Genomic DNA, 20,424 nt, shown 5'->3' on the forward strand with positions numbered 1-20,424 from the left:
TCGAAGCTGAGCACGGTGACGCGTTGGCCGCGTTCGGGTACTTCGAACTGGCCATCCGCAATCACCATGATTCGGGCAATATCACCATGATTCGCACTCCGTTGGCGGTCCTCGCCGCCTTCTTGGATCGGCTTGGTCGGTACGAAGCGGCAGCGACCATTGCCGGCTTTGCGACCAGTTCCCTCACCGAGACCGCCATCCCTGAGCTCGGCTCCGCGATCACAGGCCTGCGCGACGTCCTCGGCGACCAGACCTACAAGACGCTCGCCCACAGGGGCGCAACGATGACCACCGCCGCCACGGTGACCTACGCCTACGGCCAAATCGACCAGGCCCGAGCGGCACTAGCCAACGTCTCGGAATAGACGAGTTACGGGCATCTCATAAGTCGGTCGCGCGGCGTCGCGCTCAACCGTGAGGCGTTGGTGCAGGCGCTAAGTGGGCTGATTAGGCGCCTGGGCGGCTTCACCAAGTCGATTGTGGCGTGGGTCACGCTCACGGTGCCGGTGTGCCTCGCGACGACTCGACTTGTTGCGCCTTGCCGCTGGCCTGCGATTTCGCCGACAACAGCCTCGTTCAAATCGACTGTCGTCGATTCTCGTTGGGGCAGAGGGGCTCTCACACGAGAGGAAGCAGCGCGGGGTTGTTGGTGTCACACCGCCGCCGACACAGGAACCCGGGCGGTGCCTCGGTGTTTGGGGTAGAGGATCCAGGAGAATCGAGTACCCACCTACTCTGGTGCGCGGCTGCTCTCGTGATGAACATAGCCCCATGTCCCGAGTGTTCTTGACCCATAGTGCCGCGCAGGCGGTTCACGCGCTGAGGAGTGGAAGACCTTCCGCCCAGGGAGGTTGGGTCAAAGGATCGTGCCTCGTCCGCGAGGGCGTGCCGACCGACCGCCGTCATGCCGCGTTGAAGCAACGTACGACCCACAGACTGCGGGGCACCGAAGATGAGCGATAACGTTCGGCAGCTCGCCTTACGCGCATTTCCACGGCGACTGGCCGCAGCGAGCATTTTGCGACCAAGCATGTTGCGCCGCGGCGTGTCTCACCTCGATTCCCATGAGACCATTTGTGGTCCTTCAGCGACCGCGTCAGGTTTCCCCAATCCATACTGCGTGATCGACGCGCTTCTTGGTCCGCTGAGACTGATGTCGCCGCTCCCGTCGTTCACGCTGCCCGATGTCGCCCCCGTTGGCCGCCTTCCGCACGGCCGCATGGTAGAGCTTTCCAATCGTGGCAGCACTTATGTTGTGGATTCCGGCCCAACTGCCGGCGGACCGACGTTTGTATTGCTCCATTCGCTGGCGTGCACCGGGCTGTTGACGTGGTATCCGTCGTTGGAGATGATGCGTCGCTTCGGGCGTGTGGTGGTGTTCGACCAGCGCTGCCACGGTTCGGGTATCGCCTCGCCACGTTTCCAGCTGGAGGACTGCGCCGACGACGTCGCCGCGTTGGCCGACGAGCTCGGCATAGAAACATTCATCCCGGTGGGCTTTTCGATGGGATCACTGGTGGCGCAGCATGTGTGGCGGCGCCACCGAGACAGGGTCGATGCATTGGTGCTCTGCGCCGCGGCAGCGACATTCGGCCGTGCCACTCATGAGCGGCTCGCGACCGGTGTCTTCGCCGCGCTGCTAGAGGCTTTCGGCCCGCAGCCCGGGCGGCCCGACCCGGCGCGGCTGTCCGTCGTCGACGACATCGTGATGAATGACCGGCTTTGGGCGCTTGGGCAATTCCGGGCGACGAGCTATGGGGCGATGATGCGGGTGCTGGCCGAAATTACCCGGTTTGATTCCACGCGCTGGATCGCTGACATCGATGTACCAACCTCGGTGCTAATATCGCTGCGTGACCGGGTCATCCCGCCGCGGCACCAGCGTTGGGTAGCCGAACAGATTCCCGATGCGCATACCGTGACCGTCGATGCGGGACATGCCGGCTGCACGATGCAGTGGAAGGCGTTCGTGCCCGGCCTGCGATCCGCTGTGGACTCAGTGGTCAGGCGAATCACGCACTCGCGCAATGTAACTGCTGGAGTGCCCGCGTAGTCGTAGCAGATGTCAGGCGCGGGTTTCGGGCACGAAGCGGTAGCCGACCTCGGCTGAGAGGACGCGGCCCGGCAGAGGTGCCGGCGAAATGCGGACCGCCTTCCCCGAGATCAACACCACCATCGCCCGGAGCACTTAACGCTTTATGCGCGAGAGTGATTGGCTGGCACTAAATCAGGTCCTTGTCCGTCAGCCACCGCATCACCGGCCAGCCGACAAACACCGGTAGCCAGCAGGTAAGCACCCGATACAGCAGCACCGACGGCACAGCGATGGCCGCGGGTAGGCCGAAGGCGGCGAGCCCACCGATGAGCGCCGCTTCGACGGCGCCGACCCCGCCGGGGGTGGGGGCGGCCGAGGCGAGGGTTCCGCCGACCATTGTCACCACGGTGACGGTGACGAACGTCGCGCTGCCACCAAACGCGTTGACGCTGGCCCACAGCGCCAGTGCAGAGCCGAGAGTTGTTCCGGTACAACCGAGTACGATCAAGCCGAGTCGCTTCGGTTCGCCCGCCAAGGCGACGAGGTCGCTGCTGACCTCTGCAAGCCTCGGGCGTAGGTCCGTCGCCAGCCAGTGTCGCAGCCTGGGCACGAACAAGAACGTGCCGACGATGCCCAGCGCGACACCCGCGATCAGGTAGAGCATGGCGGCCTTCGGGACGAAGTGCGACAGGTCGGTCGACGCACCGGCCGCGGTGCTGAACAGGATCAGCAGCGCGACGTGCGAGATCACCTGTACCGACTGCTGCAACGCCACCGCCGCGGTGGCCCGCACCGTGCTGAGCCCGCCCTTCTGTAAGAACCGAGTGCTCAGCGCGAGGCCGCCGACGCCAGCCGGGGTGGTGGTCGCGGCAAAAGTGCAGGCTACCGTGAGGAGTATCAGGTGGCGGTAGCTGACCAACCCGTCGGCGCAGGCCCACAACGACGCCGCCGCGCCCAGATACGTGCCCGCCGAAATTGCCAAACCCAGTAGCGCCCACGAATAGTTCGCTTTGCCGAGCTCGGAAAAGAACGTCGGCACGGTGCTGATGAACGGGTAGGCGACGTAGACCAGCGCAATGAGCAGCACCAGCTGGATGAGCTGGCTGCGGGTGAACCGGGTGATCGTCTCGGCTTGGATTTTCTCCGTGCCGGTTTGGCGCATCACCGCCGCACGGCTGCGGGAGATGACGGCCTTTGCGTCGTTAACTGAGTCCCGGATACGTTTCGGCACAGCGGATTTCGTCAGCCTGCGGGACGCGGTCAGCACGGTGTCCTTGCCCAACGCGTCGATTGCTGCGTTGACCGCGGATTCTGCACCGTAGAGCGATGACGTCGTCACCAGCAGCGCGGCAATGTCGGCATCGAGTTGGTTATCGGTGGCGCCGTATTCGGCGCTGCCGAACCCACCGAACAAGACCGTGCCGTCGTCGACCGTCATCTCCGCGTCGCGCAGGTCGCCGTGCGAGATCTGATCGTCGTGCAGCTTTCGCAGCGATTCCCACACCCGGGTCACCGGGGTCGATGTGGCGCACTGCTTCAGCGGGGCTCCGCGAACGGGCTTGTGCGCGTACAACGTCCAGCCCCGGTCGAGCGCGCCGACGGCGATCGTCGACGTGTTGGCGACACCCAGGTCGCCGACGGCCATGGCCATCAGCGCGCGATGCTCGACGGCGCGGCGCATGGAGGCCTGAAAGGGTGCCGCCTCGGTGCGGCGCAGCCGCAGCTTGCCCCACAGCTGACGCAGCGCGCCGCCGCTGCTTTGATGCGGGCCGTACATCTCGATCACCGCGGTGGCATCTGATTCCGTGGATGTGGCCGAAAGCATCAGCGGCCCGGCTCCGGCCGGGCGGACCACCGTCAGCCCGCACACCGCGAATCCGCGTCTGCCCAGCGCGCGGACCGCGCCGTCCAGCGGCACCTCGAGCGCGGGAGTGCCGCTGACCAGGATCACCAACGCGCCGACGAACCATCCGACGGCCAGCCCCAGCAGTGAGCGGGCCGGCACGATGGCGCTGACCACCAGGTGGATTGGTATGAACGCCAGCAGCAGCGTCCACCACCAGTGCCGCCAGCGGGCGGGCAGCCATGGGCCGGACACGGTGAGCACCGCGGCGAGCATGCCGATCCAGCGCGGGTCGTCGAGGAATTGGGACAACACCGTGCGCAGCCGGTCGGAGAGGTCGAAGTGCCATTGTGGTGCCGAGAGGCGCCTGCCGGTGATCGACAGCGCGAGAAAGGCGATCAGTGCAGCGGCCGCGTAGGGAGCGAGCAGTTTCCATTGCCGGGAGATGATCAGGCCGAACAAGATCATGAACGGCAACGCCAAGATCGCGACGCCGTACACCAGGTACACCACGTCGGATTGGGTGGGGGAGAGCACGCCGATGATGCGGGAGATGGATTTCTCCAGCTCGTCCCACCGGGTGCGGGTGATTACCGAACTGGTGATCACGATCGCCAGCAACGCCGCCGACAGCACGAGCCGAAGGATGTCGTTGGTGCGCCGGGTTGGCGGTTGCAGCAGGCTGCCGGAAACGGTGACTTCCCGCCCGTCGACGTGCATGCTTCAACCAACCTCCGGGCCGCGTCGGTCGGCGGCTCGTCGCCAACATAACCGCAGACCGGCGTCGCGAACCTGATTTGCAGCCCGCGATCCGCGACCAGCCCCGACTGTCACAGCAGTCACGCCGAGAGTCGAGTGTCGATATGCCCGGCCATGAGCGACAACTGGGCTCCACTGTGCGTTAGTACGCAGGCTTTAGCTTGGTAAACATCGGAAAGTGCAGCACATTGGTCGTCAGCAGGTCGGCGTCGGTGACGATTGCGGTCGCGGCGATCAGGTAGTCGATCGCACCGATGCCGCGGTGGCTTTTCCGGTATCGACGGGCGAGTTGTCCGGCGACCCGGGCGACGTCCTCGGTGACCTCGACCCAAAGCAGGGCAGAGCAGAACTCCTCAAAGGCAACGAGCTCCTTATCTCGGATTCCTGCCAGTAGCTCGAATCGGACTAGCTCGCTTGCCAGTAGGTCATCGCCGGTGTCGATCAGCGCCGTGAGTAGATCGACGGCCGCGGACGCGCCCCGCAAGTGGTCGACAGCGATTGGGGTGTCGATCAGCTTCACGCCAGACCAAGCCGGCTCAAGCGATCGTTAAGGTCGCCGCGAACCGCGTCGACGTAATCGGAACCGGTGAAGTCGCGTCCCCGCCACGAGCCCGCGCTTCGCTTCAAGGCGGCGGTTCGTTCTTCCTTGTTGCGGTTTCCGTAGGCGGTACGAATTGCCCGACGAATCAGCTCTGACCGAGATGCGCCGCTCGCCCTCGCTGCACGATCGAGCAGCTCGATTTCCTCATCAGTCAGCGTGATCTGAGTACGCATTACAGCTGTTCATCGGGGGTTGCGAAAGCGGCCAGCTGCCTTCGCGGACAGCGTTTTCCGACTAGTTCTTCATCGACGCCACCGAGGCGGCCCGTGCGGCAGGCCGGGTTTGACCCCACCGCGCCTTCACCGCCGAGGGGCTACCTGCTGACGGGACTCCTGCGCGGTCCGGCCCCGCGCGCGGGTCGACGCCGACGGGACCTGGCGGGTGCGGTGCTTGCCGCCGGGGCTGCCTTGGGAGCGGGCGCCCGATAGGGAGCGACGTCGCCGACCAGCTTGGTGACCGGTTCGCAGTGGGCGGTCACTTGTTGCGGGCGGACGTTGATGCCGGCTTTGCGCATCAGCGCCGAGAGGTCTTTGCGTTGCTCGGGAAGCACCACGGTGACCACGTCGCCGGCGCTGCCGGCGCGCGCGGTGCGTCCCGAGCGGTGCAGATAGGCCTTGTGCTCGGCCGGCGGGTCCACGTGCACCACCAGCTCGACCTCGTCGACGTGCACACCGCGCGCGGCGATGTCGGTGGCCACCAGCACGCGTGCCGTGCCGGAGCTGAATGCCGCGAGGTTGCGGTCCCGCGCGGGCTGAGACAGGTTGCCGTGCAGGTCAACTGACGGGACACCGGCCTCGGTGAGCTGGCGGGCCAGCTTGCGAGCCTGATGTTTGGTGCGCATGAACAGGATTCGGCGGCCGTTGCCGGAAGCGAGCCGATGTATCAGCTCCTTTTTGGCGTCGGCGCCGGTGACGTGGAAGACGTGGTGGGTCATCTCAGCCACTGGCGAGTTCACTTCGTCAACCGAGTGTGTCTTTTCGTTGCGCAGGAACCGCTTGACCAGTTTGTCGACGCCGTTGTCGAGCGTGGCGGAGAACAGCATTCGCTGACCGCCGGCCGGGGTGGCGGCCAGGATGCGGGTCACACCCGGCAGAAAGCCGAGGTCGGCCATGTGGTCGGCCTCGTCGAGCACGGTGATCTCCACCGAGTCGAGGCTGACCAGACGTTGCCGCATCAGGTCTTCCAGCCGGCCCGGGCAGGCGACGACAATGTCGAGTCCTGATCTCAGCGCGGACACCTGACGGTTTTGCGGCACGCCGCCGAAGATCGTGCCGACCTTCAGGTCGTGGGCGGCGGCCAGCGGGGCGAGCACGGCGGTGATCTGAGTTGCCAGCTCCCGGGTGGGCGCCAGCACCAGGCCGGACGGCCGCGAGGGCCGACGCTTGCCCGACGCGAGCCGGGCGACCAGCGGGATGGAAAAGGCCAGCGTTTTGCCGCTGCCGGTCTTGCCGCGGCCGAGGACGTCACGGCCGGCGAGGGTGTCGGGAAGGGTGTCGACCTGGATCGGGAACGGCGTGACGATTCCTTGCGCGGTGAGCGCGTTGACCAGGCGTGCGGGTACGCCGAGTTCGGCGAAAGTTCTTTGGGTAGTCATGTTTTCGGTGCCTCTCGGGCATCGGGTGTGCCGCGTCGCCGCGACGGCATATCGTCATGCGGCGGTCAGCACACGGTGGCGAGATTGCCGGTGGGCAAAATCGATCGCCGCGAGAAAATCCTGTGCTGCATGCACGAATCATCGAGATCCGGTGAGTTCCGGTGGATGACGGAGCATTCCACGACGTTGTCAGCATCTGTGTTGGTGACGCCAACGTTGCTCAAAGCCTATCTGATGAACGGCTCAGCGCCCTCACGAGGTGACATGTGTCACCTTCTGAGCAAGCGCGCGTGTTTGTTTGGCGGTGAGCTGAACTGAGCGCCTGAGACGGCGCGGAGGCGGCGACTTGTCGACACGTCTTCTGCGGATCTCGCGGGCTTGCGATGATCGGTGCATGGCCGAGCGTGACCGCGACGAGTCCGGCCGACCCCGAAGCGCCCGCGCGATGCTCTGGGCCGACCACTGCCCCGTGGCAGTCAAGGCATTCCACCGATCCCCGATGACCCCGAGCTGGCACCGGCGGAAACCCTCCGCTACGCCCAGGACCTCCTGGACCAGGGGCTGGCGTTCAACGCACACGAGGTCCTCGAGGCGGCCTGGAAGAACGGCCCTGACGACGAGCGGATGCTGTGGCAAGGCCTGGCACAGCTCGCGGTTGGCATCACCCACGCCCAGCGCGGCAATGTCAAAGGCGCGATGAGTCTGCTGCGCAGCGCCTCGGCCCGTCTTTCCCACGGCGACCGCCCGGCACGCCACGCGATCGACATCGCCGGTTTGATCGACTTTGTCGATGCGCTGATCGACGACCTCGCGGCGGGTGTGGAGATCGCGCCGGAGCGGCTACGACCACGTCTGGTTGTCGTAGAACCCGGTAGCGGGTAGCGGCTTTTCGCAGTAACGATCGTTGCCGCCAAACTGATTGAGGTTCAAGTGTCGAGAGTTGGGGAAATGGCGGTGGTGGCGTGTCGCGCGTACCGTGGCCTGATTCGCTGTGAAAGTCGGTTCGGCCCCGCGCCGGGTGTTCGCCGCGCACGCCGCGATCGCGCTGACCGGGTCCACGCAGCAGGCCGAATTTCGCAGAGCGCTCTCATCCCGCGACACCATCGGGATAGCCAAAGGAATCCTGATGCAGCGCGAACGCCTCACCGACGAGCAAGCCTTCAATCTGCTGGTCTCCACGTCGCAAAAAGCCAACATCAAAATCCACGACCTCGCCGTCTGGTTAGTAGACAACGTCAACAACGCCGCGAGCCGACCCGATTAGGCCTTCTTATCCGCGATAATCGGGCAGTGATAGCGCCTGCCGCGGGTCCGAACGAACAGTGACCGTACCCGTGTTGGTGGCAGCTGCCACCGTCGAATTAGCCAGCATCATCGCGCTCGGAGTTCTGCTGACCGTTTCTCGGCGGCAACTGAAGGAGGCACGGCGCGCACTCGAGCGCAGCCGACAAGACAGGCCCCGCCGCCGACGCCGCGGAGTCGCGCCGTTCGCCATCAGGACAGCCTGGCAGACGGCCGACTCGCTGATCAACAAGGGTATCGGCGCCACGGTGCGCAATTCGATCGAGGACCTCGCAGGCTGGGCCCAGGTCGAACGGCCCGATCTCGCCAGACTGACCGCCGACGGCCAAGTCGTGATCGTCTTCTCTGATATCGAGGGTTCCACCGAGCGCAACGAGGAGTTGGGCGATCGACGATGGGTCCAGTTGCTTGACCGGCACAACAAACTCATCCACAAGCGCGTTGAAGATTACGACGGCCACGTAGTCAAGAGCCAGGGCGACGGATTCATGATCGCCTTCTCCGATCCCCGACAAGCTGTCCGCTGCAGTATCGCCGTGCAACAAGCCCTGCACGAGAGCGCTGAGCACTGGGACCACATCCGGGTGCGCATCGGCGCTCACGTGGGTACCTCGGTCAGACGCGGAGACGACCTCTTCGGGCGCAACGTGGCGATGGCGGCGCGGGTGGCAGGGCAGGCCGACGGCGGCGAGATCCTGATCAGCGAACCGGTGCGCGAGGCGGTCGAAGGCCAGTCCGACATCCGGCTCGGTCCCCCTCGCGAGGTCGAACTCAAGGGGTTCCGCGGTAGCCATGCTGTGTATCCGGTCGAACTGCCGATCTGACCGCGACTTGGAGAGAGCGTCGGCCAGATAGCGCTCCATTCCGGTGAAAAGCCTGGTACTCCCGGCCTTTTGCACCGGACGGCGACTTCGCGATGACGCGCCGGGCCGCCTCGATCGGGCTCCCCGTAACGCATCGCATCGCGGACCTCACAGCCGGCGCGGGTACCTTCGCGAGTCCCGACAAGAAGGGAGCAACCGTGCCGAGAACCGACAACGACAGCTGGGAGATCACCGAGAGCGTGGGAGCGACGGCGCTAGGTGTGGCGGCGGCCCGCGCGGCCGACACCGAAAGTGACGATCCGCTGATCGACGATCCGTTCGCGCGGGTGTTCCTGGACGCCGCCGGAGACGGCATATGGAACTGGTTCGGCAACTCCGACCTGCCTGACGAGATCGCCAAGGTCGCTCCCGATGTGCCGTTGCGGATGCAGGGCATGCGCGACTATATGGCTTCGCGGACAGCGTTTTTCGACGAGTTCTTCATCGATGCCACCGAAGCGGGCGTTCGGCAGGTGGTGATTCTGGCGGCCGGCCTGGATTCTCGGTCGTGGCGGTTGCCGTGGCCCGACGGGGTGACGGTCTACGAGCTGGACCAGCCGCGGGTGCTGGAGTTCAAGTCCGCGACATTGCGGGAGCGCGGCGCGGAGCCGACGGCCAACGTGGTCAGCGTTCCGGTGGATCTACGGCAGGACTGGCCGACGGCGTTGCGGCAGGCCGGTTTTGACCGCACTGTGCCGAGCGCCTTCACTGTCGAGGGGCTGTTGCCGTTTCTGCCGTCGGCCGCTCAGGATCTGCTGTTCGAGCGCATCCAGACGCTGACCGCCGTCGGCAGCCAGGTCGCCGTCGAGGCGCCTGGTCCCGACTTCAATAACCCCGACGCCCGGGACCGGCAGCGCGCACAGATGCAGCGCTACCGCGAGCTGGCGGCCCAACTGGGCGGCGAGGAGCATGTCTTCCCCGACTTCGACGAGCTGTGGTACTTCGAGGACCGCACCAATGTCGGGGACTGGTTGCTCGAGCACGGCTGGGATGTGTCGGTGCTGACGACCGAGGACATGATGGCCCTCTACGACCGCCAGCCTCCGGAGGGCATCGAGGACGGGTCGCCGGACACCTTGTTCGTCTCGGCGCAGCGGTCGGTGTCCTAGACCGCTACGTCGGCGGCTTAGCGATGCGCACCTGCCGGCCGGTGGGCGGGTGCCCATGATGCTACAGAGGTAGTACATTTGTAGCATGACCGAAGTCGGGTCTCGTGACCTGCGCAATGACACGGCGGGAGTGCTTCGGCGCGTTCAAGCCGGAGAAGACATCACTATCACTGTTAAGGGCCGCCCCGTCGCGGTGCTCATCGCGGCGCAGCCTTCGCGTCGGCGTTGGTTGCCCAAAGCAGAGTTTTTGGCGCGCATGCGGCGTGTACAAGCCGATCCAGGGTTGCGCGACGACCTTGCGACACTCGCCGGTGACACCACCGACGATCTTGGTCCGATCCGATGAGCGAGACTCCACCGGCGGGGCTGCTCGACACATCGGTCTTCATAGCCGCCGAAACGGGCCGTCAACTCGAGGAGTCGCTGATCCCCGCCGAGGTCGCGACTACCGTCATCACTCTCGCCGAACTCACCGCCGGTGTACTGGCGGCAAGCACTTCCGATACCCGGGCGCAACGACTCGCGACCCTCGAATCTGTTGCCGACATGGAAAGGCTGCCGGTCGATGAGGACGCGGCGCGGATGTGGGCGCGGCTGCGCATCCACCTGGCCGAGACTGGCCGCCGGGTCCGAATCAACGATCTGTGGATCGCGGCCATCGCCGCTTCGCGGACACTGCCTGTTATCACCCAGGACGACGACTTCGCCGCCCTCGATGGCGCGGCCGGTCTCACGGTCATCAAGGTCTGAGCGACAGCCAGTCCGGCAAGGACATTGCATGCCTTCCGACCGCGCTTCGGTCGGGAGTCGAGCCGCTGGCAGTATTGGTCGTCGTGGCGCGGACGTGGTTGTCGATTCAGGTGGAGCTGGTCAGCGGTCGCGGCGAGAATTACTGGCCGCGGCCGGGGCGGGTTTTTGCGGCTGCCCGCTCTCACGGCTTCAGTCAGTTTGCCGATGCTATCGATACCGCGTTCGCGCGCTGGGATCGCGCGCATCTCTATCAGTTCGTTCTTAGTGACGGCACGCGGATCGGGCAACCCGAATTTGACGATTTCGGTGAGGGTTTCATCGATGGCGCCACCACCAAGCTCGGTGTGCTGGGACTTGGCGAGCAGTTCGTCTACGAGTTTGACTTCGGCGATGGCTGGACGCATCTGTGCACGGTGGCACCGACGCGGATCGACCCGGTGCATGAACTGGGGATCAGCCCAACTGCGCCGCTGCCGTACCGGGGGTGGGGAGCGATCCCCGACCAGTACGGCCGCCGCTGGGCCGACGACGACGGCGAGGGCGACGAGCCGGCCAACCCGGGTACGAGCGACCTGCCAGCTTTACAGCCCGGGTGGGGTCCACAACTCCCGAGCTGACCGGCCGACACCTACGTGTCGTTGCCGATGTCCCAGCTGACGGTGAAGTCTTGGCGCAGAACCAGTTCGGTGAGAATGTCGTCGCGCTGCGCGAGTGGCCACGACTCGGCAGAGAACGCGTCGAGGCTGAAGAAGGCGTAATTGACCGAGCTCTCCGGCGTGGTGCGCGGCCGGTACACCAGCGCATCCAGGTCGTTCCACCAGTGCTTGACGGCGTCGGCGAGGCGATGGCAGGTATCCCACACGTCGGGATGCTGGCCGGTGCTGATCTGATCGTCAACGCCGAGGATGTCCAGGTTGGCCTCGGTGCGCAGGTCGAAGACGCGCAGATGCCTTTTGGCGGTCAGCCGCACCAGATGATGGGCGGCGTGGTCGGCGGGAATCACCAGCCCGGTGGGCCGGTAGCGCTCCCGGAACGCCCCGGTGAATGTGCTTGCCGCATAGCGGGTTCGGAATAAGCCGGACTCGGGGTCGAAGCGGAAGCGCGCCGTAGGGAAACCGGCCCAGCTCCACTGGGTCGGTGGGGTGGCGTCGGCGCGCCACAGTTCGGTGCCTTTGTCAACGCGTCGGCGTCGCAGGCCGACGGGCCGGACGTCGGGCAGCGGCGCCCGGTAGCCGGCGGGAAGGTCAGGCACCGACGGCGGCGAGCATCCGCCATGCGGTGTCGGCGGTCTTCGGGCGGCGCAGCGCCGCGGCGATCGACGCGCCGCCCAGGTCATCGTGCCGCAGGCGCATGATGCGATCGGCCGCCAACGGGTCCGAGGTGAATTGCGCGAGCAACTCCAGGATCCGCGGCAGGTCGGGTCGCACCCGGTCGTCGTCGAATTGCCAGGCGGGGAACCAGGTTTGGTTGCCCACCGCGGAGCCCAGGACTTTGCCCCGGCTGCGCAGCCGGTGCACGGCCTGCGGAGATTTCAGCCCCAGCCGGGCTTGGACCTGGGGCGTCGGCAGCGAGCCCTCGACGAACTCGCGCACCAGGGCGCTGCGGCGCTCGTCGTTGAGGCTGCGGGCGGCGATGCGCTGCAGCGTTCCGTGCGGTTCCGTCGGCGCCTCTAAGATGGCGTCAAGGACCTCGGCGAACCCGGAGTCCTTTTGTGCGCGCTCGGCGACCTGGCGGGCAAGCGGGGCAAGAGCAGTGGACATGGCTCAATGCTACCAGGCGTGCGTGCAATCGAAACAATTGAAACAGAACGTGAGTGGGTCGGCGAGGGAGGACATGACGATGGCGAGGACCGATAACGACAGCTGGGAGATCACCGAGAGCGTGGGCGCGACGGCCCTGGGTGTGGCGTCATCGCGGGCGGCGGAAACTCGAAGTGAGAACCCGTTGATCCGCGATCCGTTCGCGCAGGTTTTCCTCGACGCCGCCGGCGACGGGGTGTGGAACTGGCACTCCGCGGCGCCGCTGCCGCCCGAGGTCATCGAAGCCGAACCCGAGGTGCCGCTGCAGATGCAGGCGATGGTCAGCTATATGGCTTGCCGGACAGCGTTTTTCGACACGTTCTTCCTCGACGCCACGAAAGCGGGCATCGGGCAGGCCGTGATTCTGGCGGCGGGCCTGGATGCGCGGTCGTGGCGGTTGCCGTGGCCCGACGGGGTGACGGTCTACGAGCTCGACCAGCCCAAGGTGTTGGACTTCAAGGCGTCGACGTTGCACGCACACGGCGCCGAGCCCGCATGCCATCGCGCCGCTGTGCCGGTGGACTTGCGTCAGGACTGGCCGGCGGCCTTGCAGCAGGCCGGTTTTGATCCGTCGGCGCCCAGCGTCTGGTCAGCCGAAGGGCTGACGCCGTATTTGCCTGCCGCGGCGTCAGACTTGCTGTTCGAGCGTGTGCACGATCTCACGGTGACCGGCAGCCGCGTCGCCGTGGAGGCGCTTAGTCCCGACTTTCTTGACCCTGAGATACGCGCGAAGCGACGTGAGCGGATGGATCGGATACGGGCGGTGATGGCCAAGGTAGACGCGCAGCGTGAGATTCCGCGCAACGACGAGCTGTGGTACTTCGAGGAGCGCGAAGACGTCGGCGAGTGGTTTCGCCGCCACGGCTGGGACGTAGCGGTGACAACGACCCCTGAGCTGATGGCTAGCCACGACCGAACGCCGGCCGCAGAGGTCAAGGACACCACCCCGCACAACCTGTTCGTGGCGGCGGAGCGGGTGAAATAGGGCGAACATCCACCGCGAGCGGCTGCGCACCCAACAACGAGTCGGTCGACGCCGACTGCCGCCGACCGTGCTCTCGCCTGGCCTATCGGAGGATCAGCGCGACAGCAGTCGCCCTGCAGCCGCTTTCTTCGGCAGCCGCAACCGTCTAAAGTCCCCCGCCGCGACCGTTGGATAAGGAGCATGACTCAGTGAGCGCCGGCTCGTAGATGACGTCGCTGCATTCGCATTCCCATGTGGTATGCCGACCGCAGGAACACGGCAGACTTCCGACGATCATGTGTCCCGGCAGCAGCCAGTGGCCCCGCTTACAGCGGTGAGGCCGTCTGTCCATCTGCATTCGCTCAAGAAAGCGGACGAGGTCGTCGTCAACATCAATAGTCACAACCATCACACTGGCAGCCCCGGCGTCGTAAATGCGAGTCGGTTGCCGGATCGTTATGGTTTGGTGTCCCGCCGCGGGCGTGTCGTTAATCTAAGGGGACTCAACGACTTATGCGGAAGTAAGAGACAGCTATGCGGTCGCGAAAGGCTCTCGCCGCGCTGACGGTGGTGGCGGTTGGCTGCATGATGCTGATCGGCGCTCCGCGCGCGGCGCACGCCGAGGAGCCCGCGCTGGTGACGAACCCGGTCGGCCACGTCGACACGCTGATCGGCACCGGGTCGAGCGAGACGGGTGGACCGATCAACAACTTCCCCGGCGCCGCTGTGCCGTTCGGGATGGTGCAGTACTCGCCGGACACCACCGACGCCTACGCCGGCTATGACCACGACAACGGGCACTCCACCGGGTTCAGCATGACCCACGCCTCGGTGGGCTGCCCCGCGTTCGGCGACATCCCGATGCTGCCGACGACCACCCCGATCGGCTCGCGACCCCAGAACGCCTGGGAGAAGATCGCCCACGACGACACCGAAGTGGGCGTGCCCGGCTACTACACGGTGCGGTTCCCCGACACCGGGGTGACCGCGGAACTGACCGCCACCACCCGCGCCGGCGTCGGGCGGTTTCACTACCCCCGCAACGGCCGGCCCGCCCTGTTTCACGTGCGCTCCGGCGGGTCGCTCGCGGGCAACTCGGCGGCGACCGTCCGGATCGGCGAGGACAACACCACGATCACCGGGTCGGCGACCAGCGGCGGGTTCTGCGGCAAGGACAACGTCTACACGGTGTATTTCGCGATGACGTTCAGCCGGCCGTTTACCTCCTACGGCACCTGGGACGGCAACTCGGTGTATGCCGGTGCGCGCAGCGCGGATTCGAGTCGCAGCGGGGGATACGTGCAGTTCCCGGCCGGTTCGGTGCTCGAGGTGCGGACCGCACTGTCCTACGTGAGTGTCGACGCAGCGCGAGCCAACCTCGCCGCCGAGGGCGGAGCGAGCTTCGACGGCGTCCGCGCCGCCGCATCGCGCGCATGGAACGCCGCGCTGTCGCGCATCGCGGTGGCCGGCACCAATAGCGATGACGTGAAGACCTTCTACACCTCTCTGTACCGGTCTTCCCTGCACCCCAACACTTTTAACGACGCGGACGGACGCTACCTGGGGTTCGACGGCAACGTCCACACGGTGGCCAAGGGCCACACCCAGTACGCCAACTTCTCCGACTGGGACACCTACCGCTGCCTTGCGGCCCTGCAGGGACTCGTGTTCCCCGAGCGAGCCAGCGATATGGCCCAATCACTGGTGAACGACGCCGAGCAGAGCGGATCGTTTCCGCGTTGGGCGCTGGCGAATTCGGCGGCCGGCGAGATGACCGGGGACAGCGTGGTGCCGCTCATCGTCAACCTCTACGCGTACGGGGCCAAGGACTTTGACGTCAAAACGGCGCTGTACTACATGCTGAAGGCGGCGACCGACGGTGGTGTCGGGCGGGGCGGCTACGTGGAGCGGCCGGGAATCGCCACCTACCTGCAGCACGGCTACGCACCGCAGACCGAGGAGTTCCGCGGCGATCATGGGATCGACGGCGCCTCGACCACGCTGGAGTGGTCGGTCGACGACTTCGCCATCTCTCGATTCGCCGACGCGCTGGGCGACACCGCGATTGGCGCCGAATTCCAGAACAGGGCGCAGTACTGGCAGCACCTGTTCAATCCGTTGACCGGATACATCTCGCCGCGCGGCGCCGACGGTGCTTTTTTCTACAGCCTCGGGTTCACCGGGCCCACTTCAGATTTCGGACAGGACGGATTCGACGAAGGCAACGCCGAGCAGTACCTCTGGTTGGTGCCGCAGAACATCGCCGGCCTGCTGACCGCGCTCGGCAGCCGGCAGGCTGTGGCCGAGCGGCTGGACCGCTTCACGACGGACCTCAACGCGGGCCCTAACGAGCCCAATCTGTGGATCGGTAACGAGCCGGGCTTCGGGGTGCCGTGGCTGTACAACTATGTCGGTCAGCCGTGGAAGACCCAGCAGACGGTTGACCGGGTGCGCAGGGAACTGTTCGGTCCCACGCCCGGCGGCGAGCCGGGCAACGATGACCTCGGCGCGCTGTCCAGCTGGTATGTCTGGGCCGCCCTCGGCCTGTACCCGAGCACCTCGGGAACATCGATCCTCACCGTGAATACGCCGCTGTTCGATCGCGCCGAAATCGCGCTTCCCGCAGGAAAATTCATCAGGATCTCCGCCCCAGGCGCATCGAACGGCCTGAAGTACATCAACGGGCTCAGCATCAACGGCCAGCCCACCGACCGGACGTTCCTGCCGGAGTCGATCATCCGCACCGGCGGCGATGTCGCGTTCTCCCTTTCTGTCATCCCCAACCCGCTCTGGGCTACTGCCGAGTCCTCCGCGCCGCCGTCGTTCGGTGCGGCCGGCTCGCAATGACCGTTGCGACGTGGGCAGTCCACAGCCGAGCTCCAATTCGGGTCAAGCCCGGCGAGCGGGCTCGGAGAGGGAGCCGCCAGGCAACGCCGGATCGTGAGCGTCGAAGACGTACAGAGCGCGGCTTGCCATGATGGGAGCGTGACCGCGTGGTTGGGACGCATCAGGCCGACCCCGAAGTGCCCGCCCGCGTGATTCTTTGGGCCGACCGCGGCCCATGGGGCACTTGTACGCCGACGTCGTTGTTGTCGCGATGGGTGTCTCGGGCTCATTCAAGGTGATATCAAGATCGGCGCCGTTGCGATGAGACGCTGGCAATAACCTCGGCAAACCGGAAGTGGGGCCCGCTCAGTGGCTTCGAACCGCGCGACGACGTTTAAACAAGGTGCACGATTCGGTGAGCACCGGCACGTAGGTGACGTCGCTGCATTCGCATTCCCAGGTGGTGTGCCGACCGCAGGAACACGGCATGCTTCCGACGAGCATGTGTCCCGGCAGCAGCCAGTGGCCCCGCATACAGCGGTGCGGTCGTCCGTCCATCTATATCCCCCCGATGGAGCCGACGAGGTCGTCGACATCAATAATCACAAGCATCACACCGGTATCCCTGGTATCGCGAATACAGGGTGGTTGCCGGATCGTTATGGTTTGGTGTCCTGCCGCCGGGCGTGTCGTTGTGCTTGTGGCCGTGCCGCGCGCTGCATCACACCGGCCCAACAACCCCCGGAGCAGTGCCTAGTGAATTCTGTCACGATTGGCATCAGCGCGGCTTTGGCAGGACCAGAGGGGCCTGTACCAGCTTTTCTTGTTGTGAGGTTCCTCGGGGTTGGGCCTGGGATGGCGGGTGGACAGGGTCTGGTCGGTGGGGTCAGGCGGCAAATAGCCCTGAGGGGATGTGCGCCGGTGGGCCGTCCATCAAATCGGCGAAGGTGGTTTCGATGATGGCGTGTTTTCGGTGGGTGATGTCGGCCTCGGCGGTGGGCAGGGTGGAGTTGGTCACAAACGGGTGATGGCGCCACACCGGAAACAACGCATCCAGGTATCGGGTAGTGGGTCAGTTTGGCAGTTTGGCGCCCCACTGGTTTTTACATCTCCGTTGCGACGACGCGGATGCCGGTGATGATGGCAGGTTCGATGGCTACGATGGTATCGGCGTGGTTGACCCACGGATGGAGTAGTTGCTCGTAGCGCGAAACTTGGTCGGGATCAGTGATGGTGTATGCGTGTCCGGTAACGACAACGCTCCAGCCCGTCCTAGTCTGGGGATCGATGCTGTCGGCTTCATAGGCGACGACGATGCCATCGCTGGATCGCACAGCAGCGGAGATCGACGCCGTCAAACGGGTGCGAATGATTATTCGGCCTTCGTCCAGCAGATGATTGACTGGGCGGATCGCCGGAAGCGCGTTGAGAGTGAAGACGATCCGCCCATAGCTGATGCTGGCCAGCAATCGTATCGCCTCACTACTGTCTAACCGCTGAGCGCCCGCGGCGGGCTGCCCTAAGCCCAGTCCGCCGTCATAGTCGCTCATACCCTCAAGCATCTGCCGTACGTTCGTGAGCACCTAGGGCCATACGGCCCCACGTCGGGATGACAACAGCACGCCGCGAACCCAGGTCTAGTCGAGTAGCGCGGCGATGTCGCGCTGCGTCCAGACGCGGTTGGTGATGCCGGCAGCCATCGCGGGTGTGGCCGGGTAACCGCCAGCAGCCTTGGTCAGTGTGGCGTGCGGGCGCGCGAAGTTGTAATGCATGTAGTGCAGTGACACCGCGTGCGCCAGGTTCTCCACCTCCTTTGAGAAGGCTGGTCAGCCGAGGCAACCGGCGCATACCCATCCGCATGGTGAGGTTCTGACTCGCCCGCACCCGGTGATTCAAACTGACCCACTACCAGGTATCGGGCGTCCTTGACGCGGCGCACGATCAGCCGCACGGTGAGGCTGCGGCCGTTGCCGCGCCGCAGGGTGTAGGGGGTTTCGGCGACCTCGGCATCAGAGATCAACTGCCCGGTGTCGGGGTCGGTCACCGCGCCCGGGTAGTGCAGCGGGGTATAGGTTTTCACCTGACAAACCGCCGATTCGTTGTACGCTTCGCCGAGCCACCTCTGCCCGGGTGAGGAGTTGCGGTGCGCCGCATAGCCGGAGGAGCTGGGAGGAACTGATGGACAGTCCGAATCGGTGGATGACGCATGAGCCGCGCCGGGCGGTGGCGGTGGTGGGCACGCTGATGCCGCATCTGGCCGAAGAGCGTCATCACATTTACCGCAGCGTGACCGCGCTGGCGCTGTTGGCGGCGTTGATCGCCGCGGCGTTCGGGTCGCTGTCGATTGCGCTGGTGCTGGCCGCGGTGGCGTTGCCGGCGGTGGTGTTGACCTATATCCACGACCACAATCTGTGGCGCGACGAGCCGCTGACCGTCATCGCCGTGACGTTTGCGCTGTCACTGGTTCTGGGCGTGGGTGTGGGGTTTTTGCAAACCTATTTCACCCCGGGGATCGCACTGGCCGCCGGCCATTACCGACTCCCGCCGATGTCGCGGATCCTCGAACTGGGTGTGCTGGTGCCGGTGGTGGCGTTCGTGGCGGTGCTGGTCGCGCCGCTGCTGGTGACCGCCCGCGCGGCGTTTCGCCATCCGATGGATGTGGTGGTCACCTGTGCGCTCAGCGGCGCCGCGCTGTCGCTGGGCCTGAGTGTGGTGGTCCAACACGGCGCGTTCACCCACCTGCAGGCCACCGCGGGTGACCCGGCGAGCGTGGCGTTCATCGCGTTGACCCTGGGATTTTTGCAGCCGGTGATCTTGGCTACCGCGGCGGCGGCGGCGGTGTTGGGGTTGCGCAGCGCCGGCGCCAACCCGGCCGTGGGCGTGATCGAGGGCCTGGTGTTGGTAGTGCTCTATGAGTTGGCCACCACCCTGCTGGTGCCCTACGGCTATCGCGGCATCGCGCTGACCATGTTTGCGGCGTTCCTGCTGGCCGGGGCGGGCCTTTTGGCCACGCGCACCGCGCTGCACACCGCCGTCGACGCCGCGCCCAATGTGGGCCCCGTCGAGCACCGATTGCACGGGGCGGTGGTGGCCGCGATCATCGTCGTGGTGGTGATGCTCGCCGCGGGGGTCACCGCAGCCGTGGTGTTTAGCGGCCCATCGACCCAGCCCAAGCCCCCCAGGACCGGACCCGGCGGCGGGGTTGTTCCCACACCCCACGCGCTCGGCGGCGGGACGATCAAATTCCCAGACGGAGTCACCCTCACCGTGGCCCCCGGCTGGACGATCGTCCAATCGTCACAGACCTGGGTCTTGCTCGCCAACAGCGACAACAGCGCGCTGATGGAGGCCGACTCCGGCACGCCGGCGATGCCGGATATCACCGAAGAAGCAGGCTTCATAGCCGGTCAGGACACCCTACGCAGCGGACTCACGAATGTGGTTCAGGAACCCCAGGCGGTGCAGACGGTGCATGGCAACAACTTCACCCAGTCCCTGCAGGTCAACTACTCCGCCAATCGCCAAACCAACCAGGGCACGATGCAGCTCTACGGGATCTGGACGACGCTGTTTAACGCCTCGACCCAAATTATCGGCTTCATCGATTTCCGCGCCATCAGCCCCGACGCGTTTCAGGCGGCATTGCCCGACGCCAAGAGCATGCTCGCCTCCATGCTGTAGTGACTGCACCAACGCCTTTCGGCAAGGAGGTCTCTGCAGGCTCATGGCTTGCCGTGATCGGGGTGGGGGACGGTTCGCAGGTCCAGGCGTGGGATCGCGTCAAAGCCTGACGGATTGCAGCTGTATAGCGGCAGGTCATAGGCAATGGCGCTGGCGGCGATCAGTGCATCATAAGCGCGTGCCGCCGGCTTTCGGCCGGACGCTCGCAACGATGCGGCAACTGACCCAAATGCGCGCGCAGACTCGGCATCGAACACCAGCACGTCGAAGTCCGACTCCGCCTGCTGCAAATGCGCCT

16 protein-coding genes and 7 pseudogenes are annotated in these 20,424 nt (G+C 65.6%); 12 read left to right on the forward strand and 11 right to left on the reverse strand.

The genetic code is table 11. The annotated features are described in order from the left end of the window. Both ACLQI9_RS03095 and ACLQI9_RS03100 read left to right on the forward strand, forming a co-directional pair. Positions 1–365: pseudogene (locus tag ACLQI9_RS03095) on the forward strand (ATP-binding protein); the annotation flags it as partial. 788 nt (positions 366–1,153) lie between these two features. Continuing rightward, positions 1,154–2,053, forward strand: a complete 900-nt coding sequence (locus ACLQI9_RS03100; RefSeq protein WP_442378318.1) for an alpha/beta fold hydrolase — start codon at positions 1,154–1,156, stop codon at positions 2,051–2,053. 169 nt (positions 2,054–2,222) lie between these two features. Here ACLQI9_RS03100 and ACLQI9_RS03105 read toward each other — a convergent pair whose 3' ends face one another. From ACLQI9_RS03105 to ACLQI9_RS03120, 4 genes are all read right to left on the reverse strand, one after another. Continuing rightward, a complete protein-coding gene (locus ACLQI9_RS03105; protein ID WP_442391015.1) occupies positions 2,223–4,598 on the reverse strand; it encodes a lysylphosphatidylglycerol synthase domain-containing protein in 2,376 nt (791 codons plus the stop codon). Positions 4,599–4,779: 181 nt separating this feature from the next. Continuing rightward, entirely contained in the window at positions 4,780–5,157 is a 378-nt protein-coding gene (locus ACLQI9_RS03110) for a type II toxin-antitoxin system VapC family toxin (protein ID WP_442378320.1), read from the reverse strand. Next, positions 5,154–5,411 (reverse strand): CopG family transcriptional regulator, encoded by a 258-nt coding sequence (locus ACLQI9_RS03115; RefSeq protein WP_442378321.1) that lies wholly within the window; start codon positions 5,409–5,411, stop codon positions 5,154–5,156. Before ACLQI9_RS03115 ends, ACLQI9_RS03110 begins: the two co-directional genes overlap by 4 nt. 140 nt (positions 5,412–5,551) lie before the next feature. After that, on the reverse strand, positions 5,552–6,832 hold the full coding sequence (locus ACLQI9_RS03120; RefSeq protein WP_442391017.1) for a DEAD/DEAH box helicase: 1,281 nt from the start codon (positions 6,830–6,832) through the stop codon (positions 5,552–5,554). 394 nt (positions 6,833–7,226) lie between these two features. On the opposite strand from ACLQI9_RS03120, the pseudogene ACLQI9_RS03125 reads away from it, so the two are divergent. The 7 genes and pseudogenes from ACLQI9_RS03125 to ACLQI9_RS03155 all read left to right on the forward strand — a co-directional run bounded on the left by ACLQI9_RS03125 (position 7,227) and on the right by ACLQI9_RS03155 (position 11,473). Continuing rightward, a pseudogene (locus tag ACLQI9_RS03125) lies at positions 7,227–7,714 on the forward strand (DUF309 domain-containing protein). A gap of 109 nt (positions 7,715–7,823) precedes the next feature. Next, entirely contained in the window at positions 7,824–8,096 is a 273-nt protein-coding gene (locus ACLQI9_RS03130; protein WP_442378323.1) for an ANTAR domain-containing protein, read from the forward strand. 58 nt (positions 8,097–8,154) lie between these two features. Next, a complete protein-coding gene (locus ACLQI9_RS03135) occupies positions 8,155–8,958 on the forward strand; it encodes an adenylate/guanylate cyclase domain-containing protein (RefSeq protein WP_442378324.1) in 804 nt (267 codons plus the stop codon). Between the two features lie 197 nt (positions 8,959–9,155). After that, positions 9,156–10,106: a class I SAM-dependent methyltransferase gene (locus ACLQI9_RS03140; RefSeq protein ID WP_442378325.1), complete on the forward strand. Its 951-nt coding sequence runs from the start codon at positions 9,156–9,158 to the stop codon at positions 10,104–10,106. A gap of 85 nt (positions 10,107–10,191) precedes the next feature. After that, positions 10,192–10,452, forward strand: a complete 261-nt coding sequence (locus ACLQI9_RS03145) for a type II toxin-antitoxin system Phd/YefM family antitoxin (protein ID WP_442378326.1) — start codon at positions 10,192–10,194, stop codon at positions 10,450–10,452. Further along, the gene (locus ACLQI9_RS03150) at positions 10,449–10,856 is read left to right on the forward strand and encodes a type II toxin-antitoxin system VapC family toxin (RefSeq protein WP_442378327.1); all 408 of its coding nucleotides are present in this window, start codon (positions 10,449–10,451) and stop codon (positions 10,854–10,856) included. Before ACLQI9_RS03145 ends, ACLQI9_RS03150 begins: the two co-directional genes overlap by 4 nt. 83 nt (positions 10,857–10,939) lie before the next feature. Beyond that, on the forward strand, positions 10,940–11,473 hold the full coding sequence (locus ACLQI9_RS03155) for an IS1096 element passenger TnpR family protein (RefSeq protein ID WP_442378328.1): 534 nt from the start codon (positions 10,940–10,942) through the stop codon (positions 11,471–11,473). A gap of 11 nt (positions 11,474–11,484) precedes the next feature. Here ACLQI9_RS03155 and ACLQI9_RS03160 read toward each other — a convergent pair whose 3' ends face one another. Together ACLQI9_RS03160 and ACLQI9_RS03165 are read right to left on the reverse strand one after the other, a co-directional pair. Further along, positions 11,485–12,108, reverse strand: coding sequence for an RES domain-containing protein (locus ACLQI9_RS03160; protein ID WP_442378329.1), 624 nt, complete (start codon positions 12,106–12,108; stop codon positions 11,485–11,487). Beyond that, a complete protein-coding gene (locus ACLQI9_RS03165) occupies positions 12,101–12,616 on the reverse strand; it encodes a hypothetical protein (RefSeq protein ID WP_442378330.1) in 516 nt (171 codons plus the stop codon). Before ACLQI9_RS03165 ends, ACLQI9_RS03160 begins: the two co-directional genes overlap by 8 nt. Positions 12,617–12,695: 79 nt before the next feature. Between ACLQI9_RS03165 and ACLQI9_RS03170 the strand changes: the two genes are divergently transcribed. Together ACLQI9_RS03170 and ACLQI9_RS03175 are read left to right on the forward strand one after the other, a co-directional pair. Continuing rightward, complete coding sequence (locus tag ACLQI9_RS03170; protein WP_442378331.1) at positions 12,696–13,640, forward strand: class I SAM-dependent methyltransferase; 945 nt, start codon at positions 12,696–12,698, stop codon at positions 13,638–13,640. A 513-nt stretch (positions 13,641–14,153) separates the two neighbouring features. After that, a pseudogene (locus ACLQI9_RS03175) lies at positions 14,154–16,460 on the forward strand (GH92 family glycosyl hydrolase); the annotation flags it as partial. Positions 16,461–17,334: 874 nt separating this feature from the next. Here ACLQI9_RS03175 and ACLQI9_RS03180 read toward each other — a convergent pair. The 4 genes and pseudogenes from ACLQI9_RS03180 to ACLQI9_RS03195 form a co-directional block, all read right to left on the reverse strand. Then, positions 17,335–17,508, reverse strand: a pseudogene (locus ACLQI9_RS03180) (IS1380 family transposase); the annotation flags it as partial. A 40-nt stretch (positions 17,509–17,548) separates the two neighbouring features. Beyond that, positions 17,549–17,995 carry a pyridoxamine 5'-phosphate oxidase family protein gene (locus ACLQI9_RS03185; protein ID WP_442378332.1) on the reverse strand — a complete coding sequence of 149 codons (447 nt, stop codon included), beginning with the start codon at positions 17,993–17,995 and terminating at the stop codon, positions 17,549–17,551. Between the two features lie 87 nt (positions 17,996–18,082). Beyond that, a pseudogene (locus ACLQI9_RS03190) lies at positions 18,083–18,317 on the reverse strand (IS1 family transposase); the annotation flags it as partial. 40 nt (positions 18,318–18,357) lie between these two features. Next, positions 18,358–18,516, reverse strand: a pseudogene (locus tag ACLQI9_RS03195) (IS1380 family transposase); the annotation flags it as partial. 107 nt (positions 18,517–18,623) lie between these two features. Between ACLQI9_RS03195 and ACLQI9_RS03200 the strand changes: the two are divergent. Beyond that, on the forward strand, positions 18,624–20,126 hold the full coding sequence (locus tag ACLQI9_RS03200) for a hypothetical protein (protein WP_442391019.1): 1,503 nt from the start codon (positions 18,624–18,626) through the stop codon (positions 20,124–20,126). 41 nt (positions 20,127–20,167) lie between these two features. Here ACLQI9_RS03200 and ACLQI9_RS03205 read toward each other — a convergent pair. Then, positions 20,168–20,424: pseudogene (locus ACLQI9_RS03205) on the reverse strand (type II toxin-antitoxin system VapC family toxin); the annotation flags it as partial.

The organism is Mycobacterium sp., assembly GCF_052143115.1.
Lineage (GTDB): Bacteria > Actinomycetota > Actinomycetes > Mycobacteriales > Mycobacteriaceae > Mycobacterium.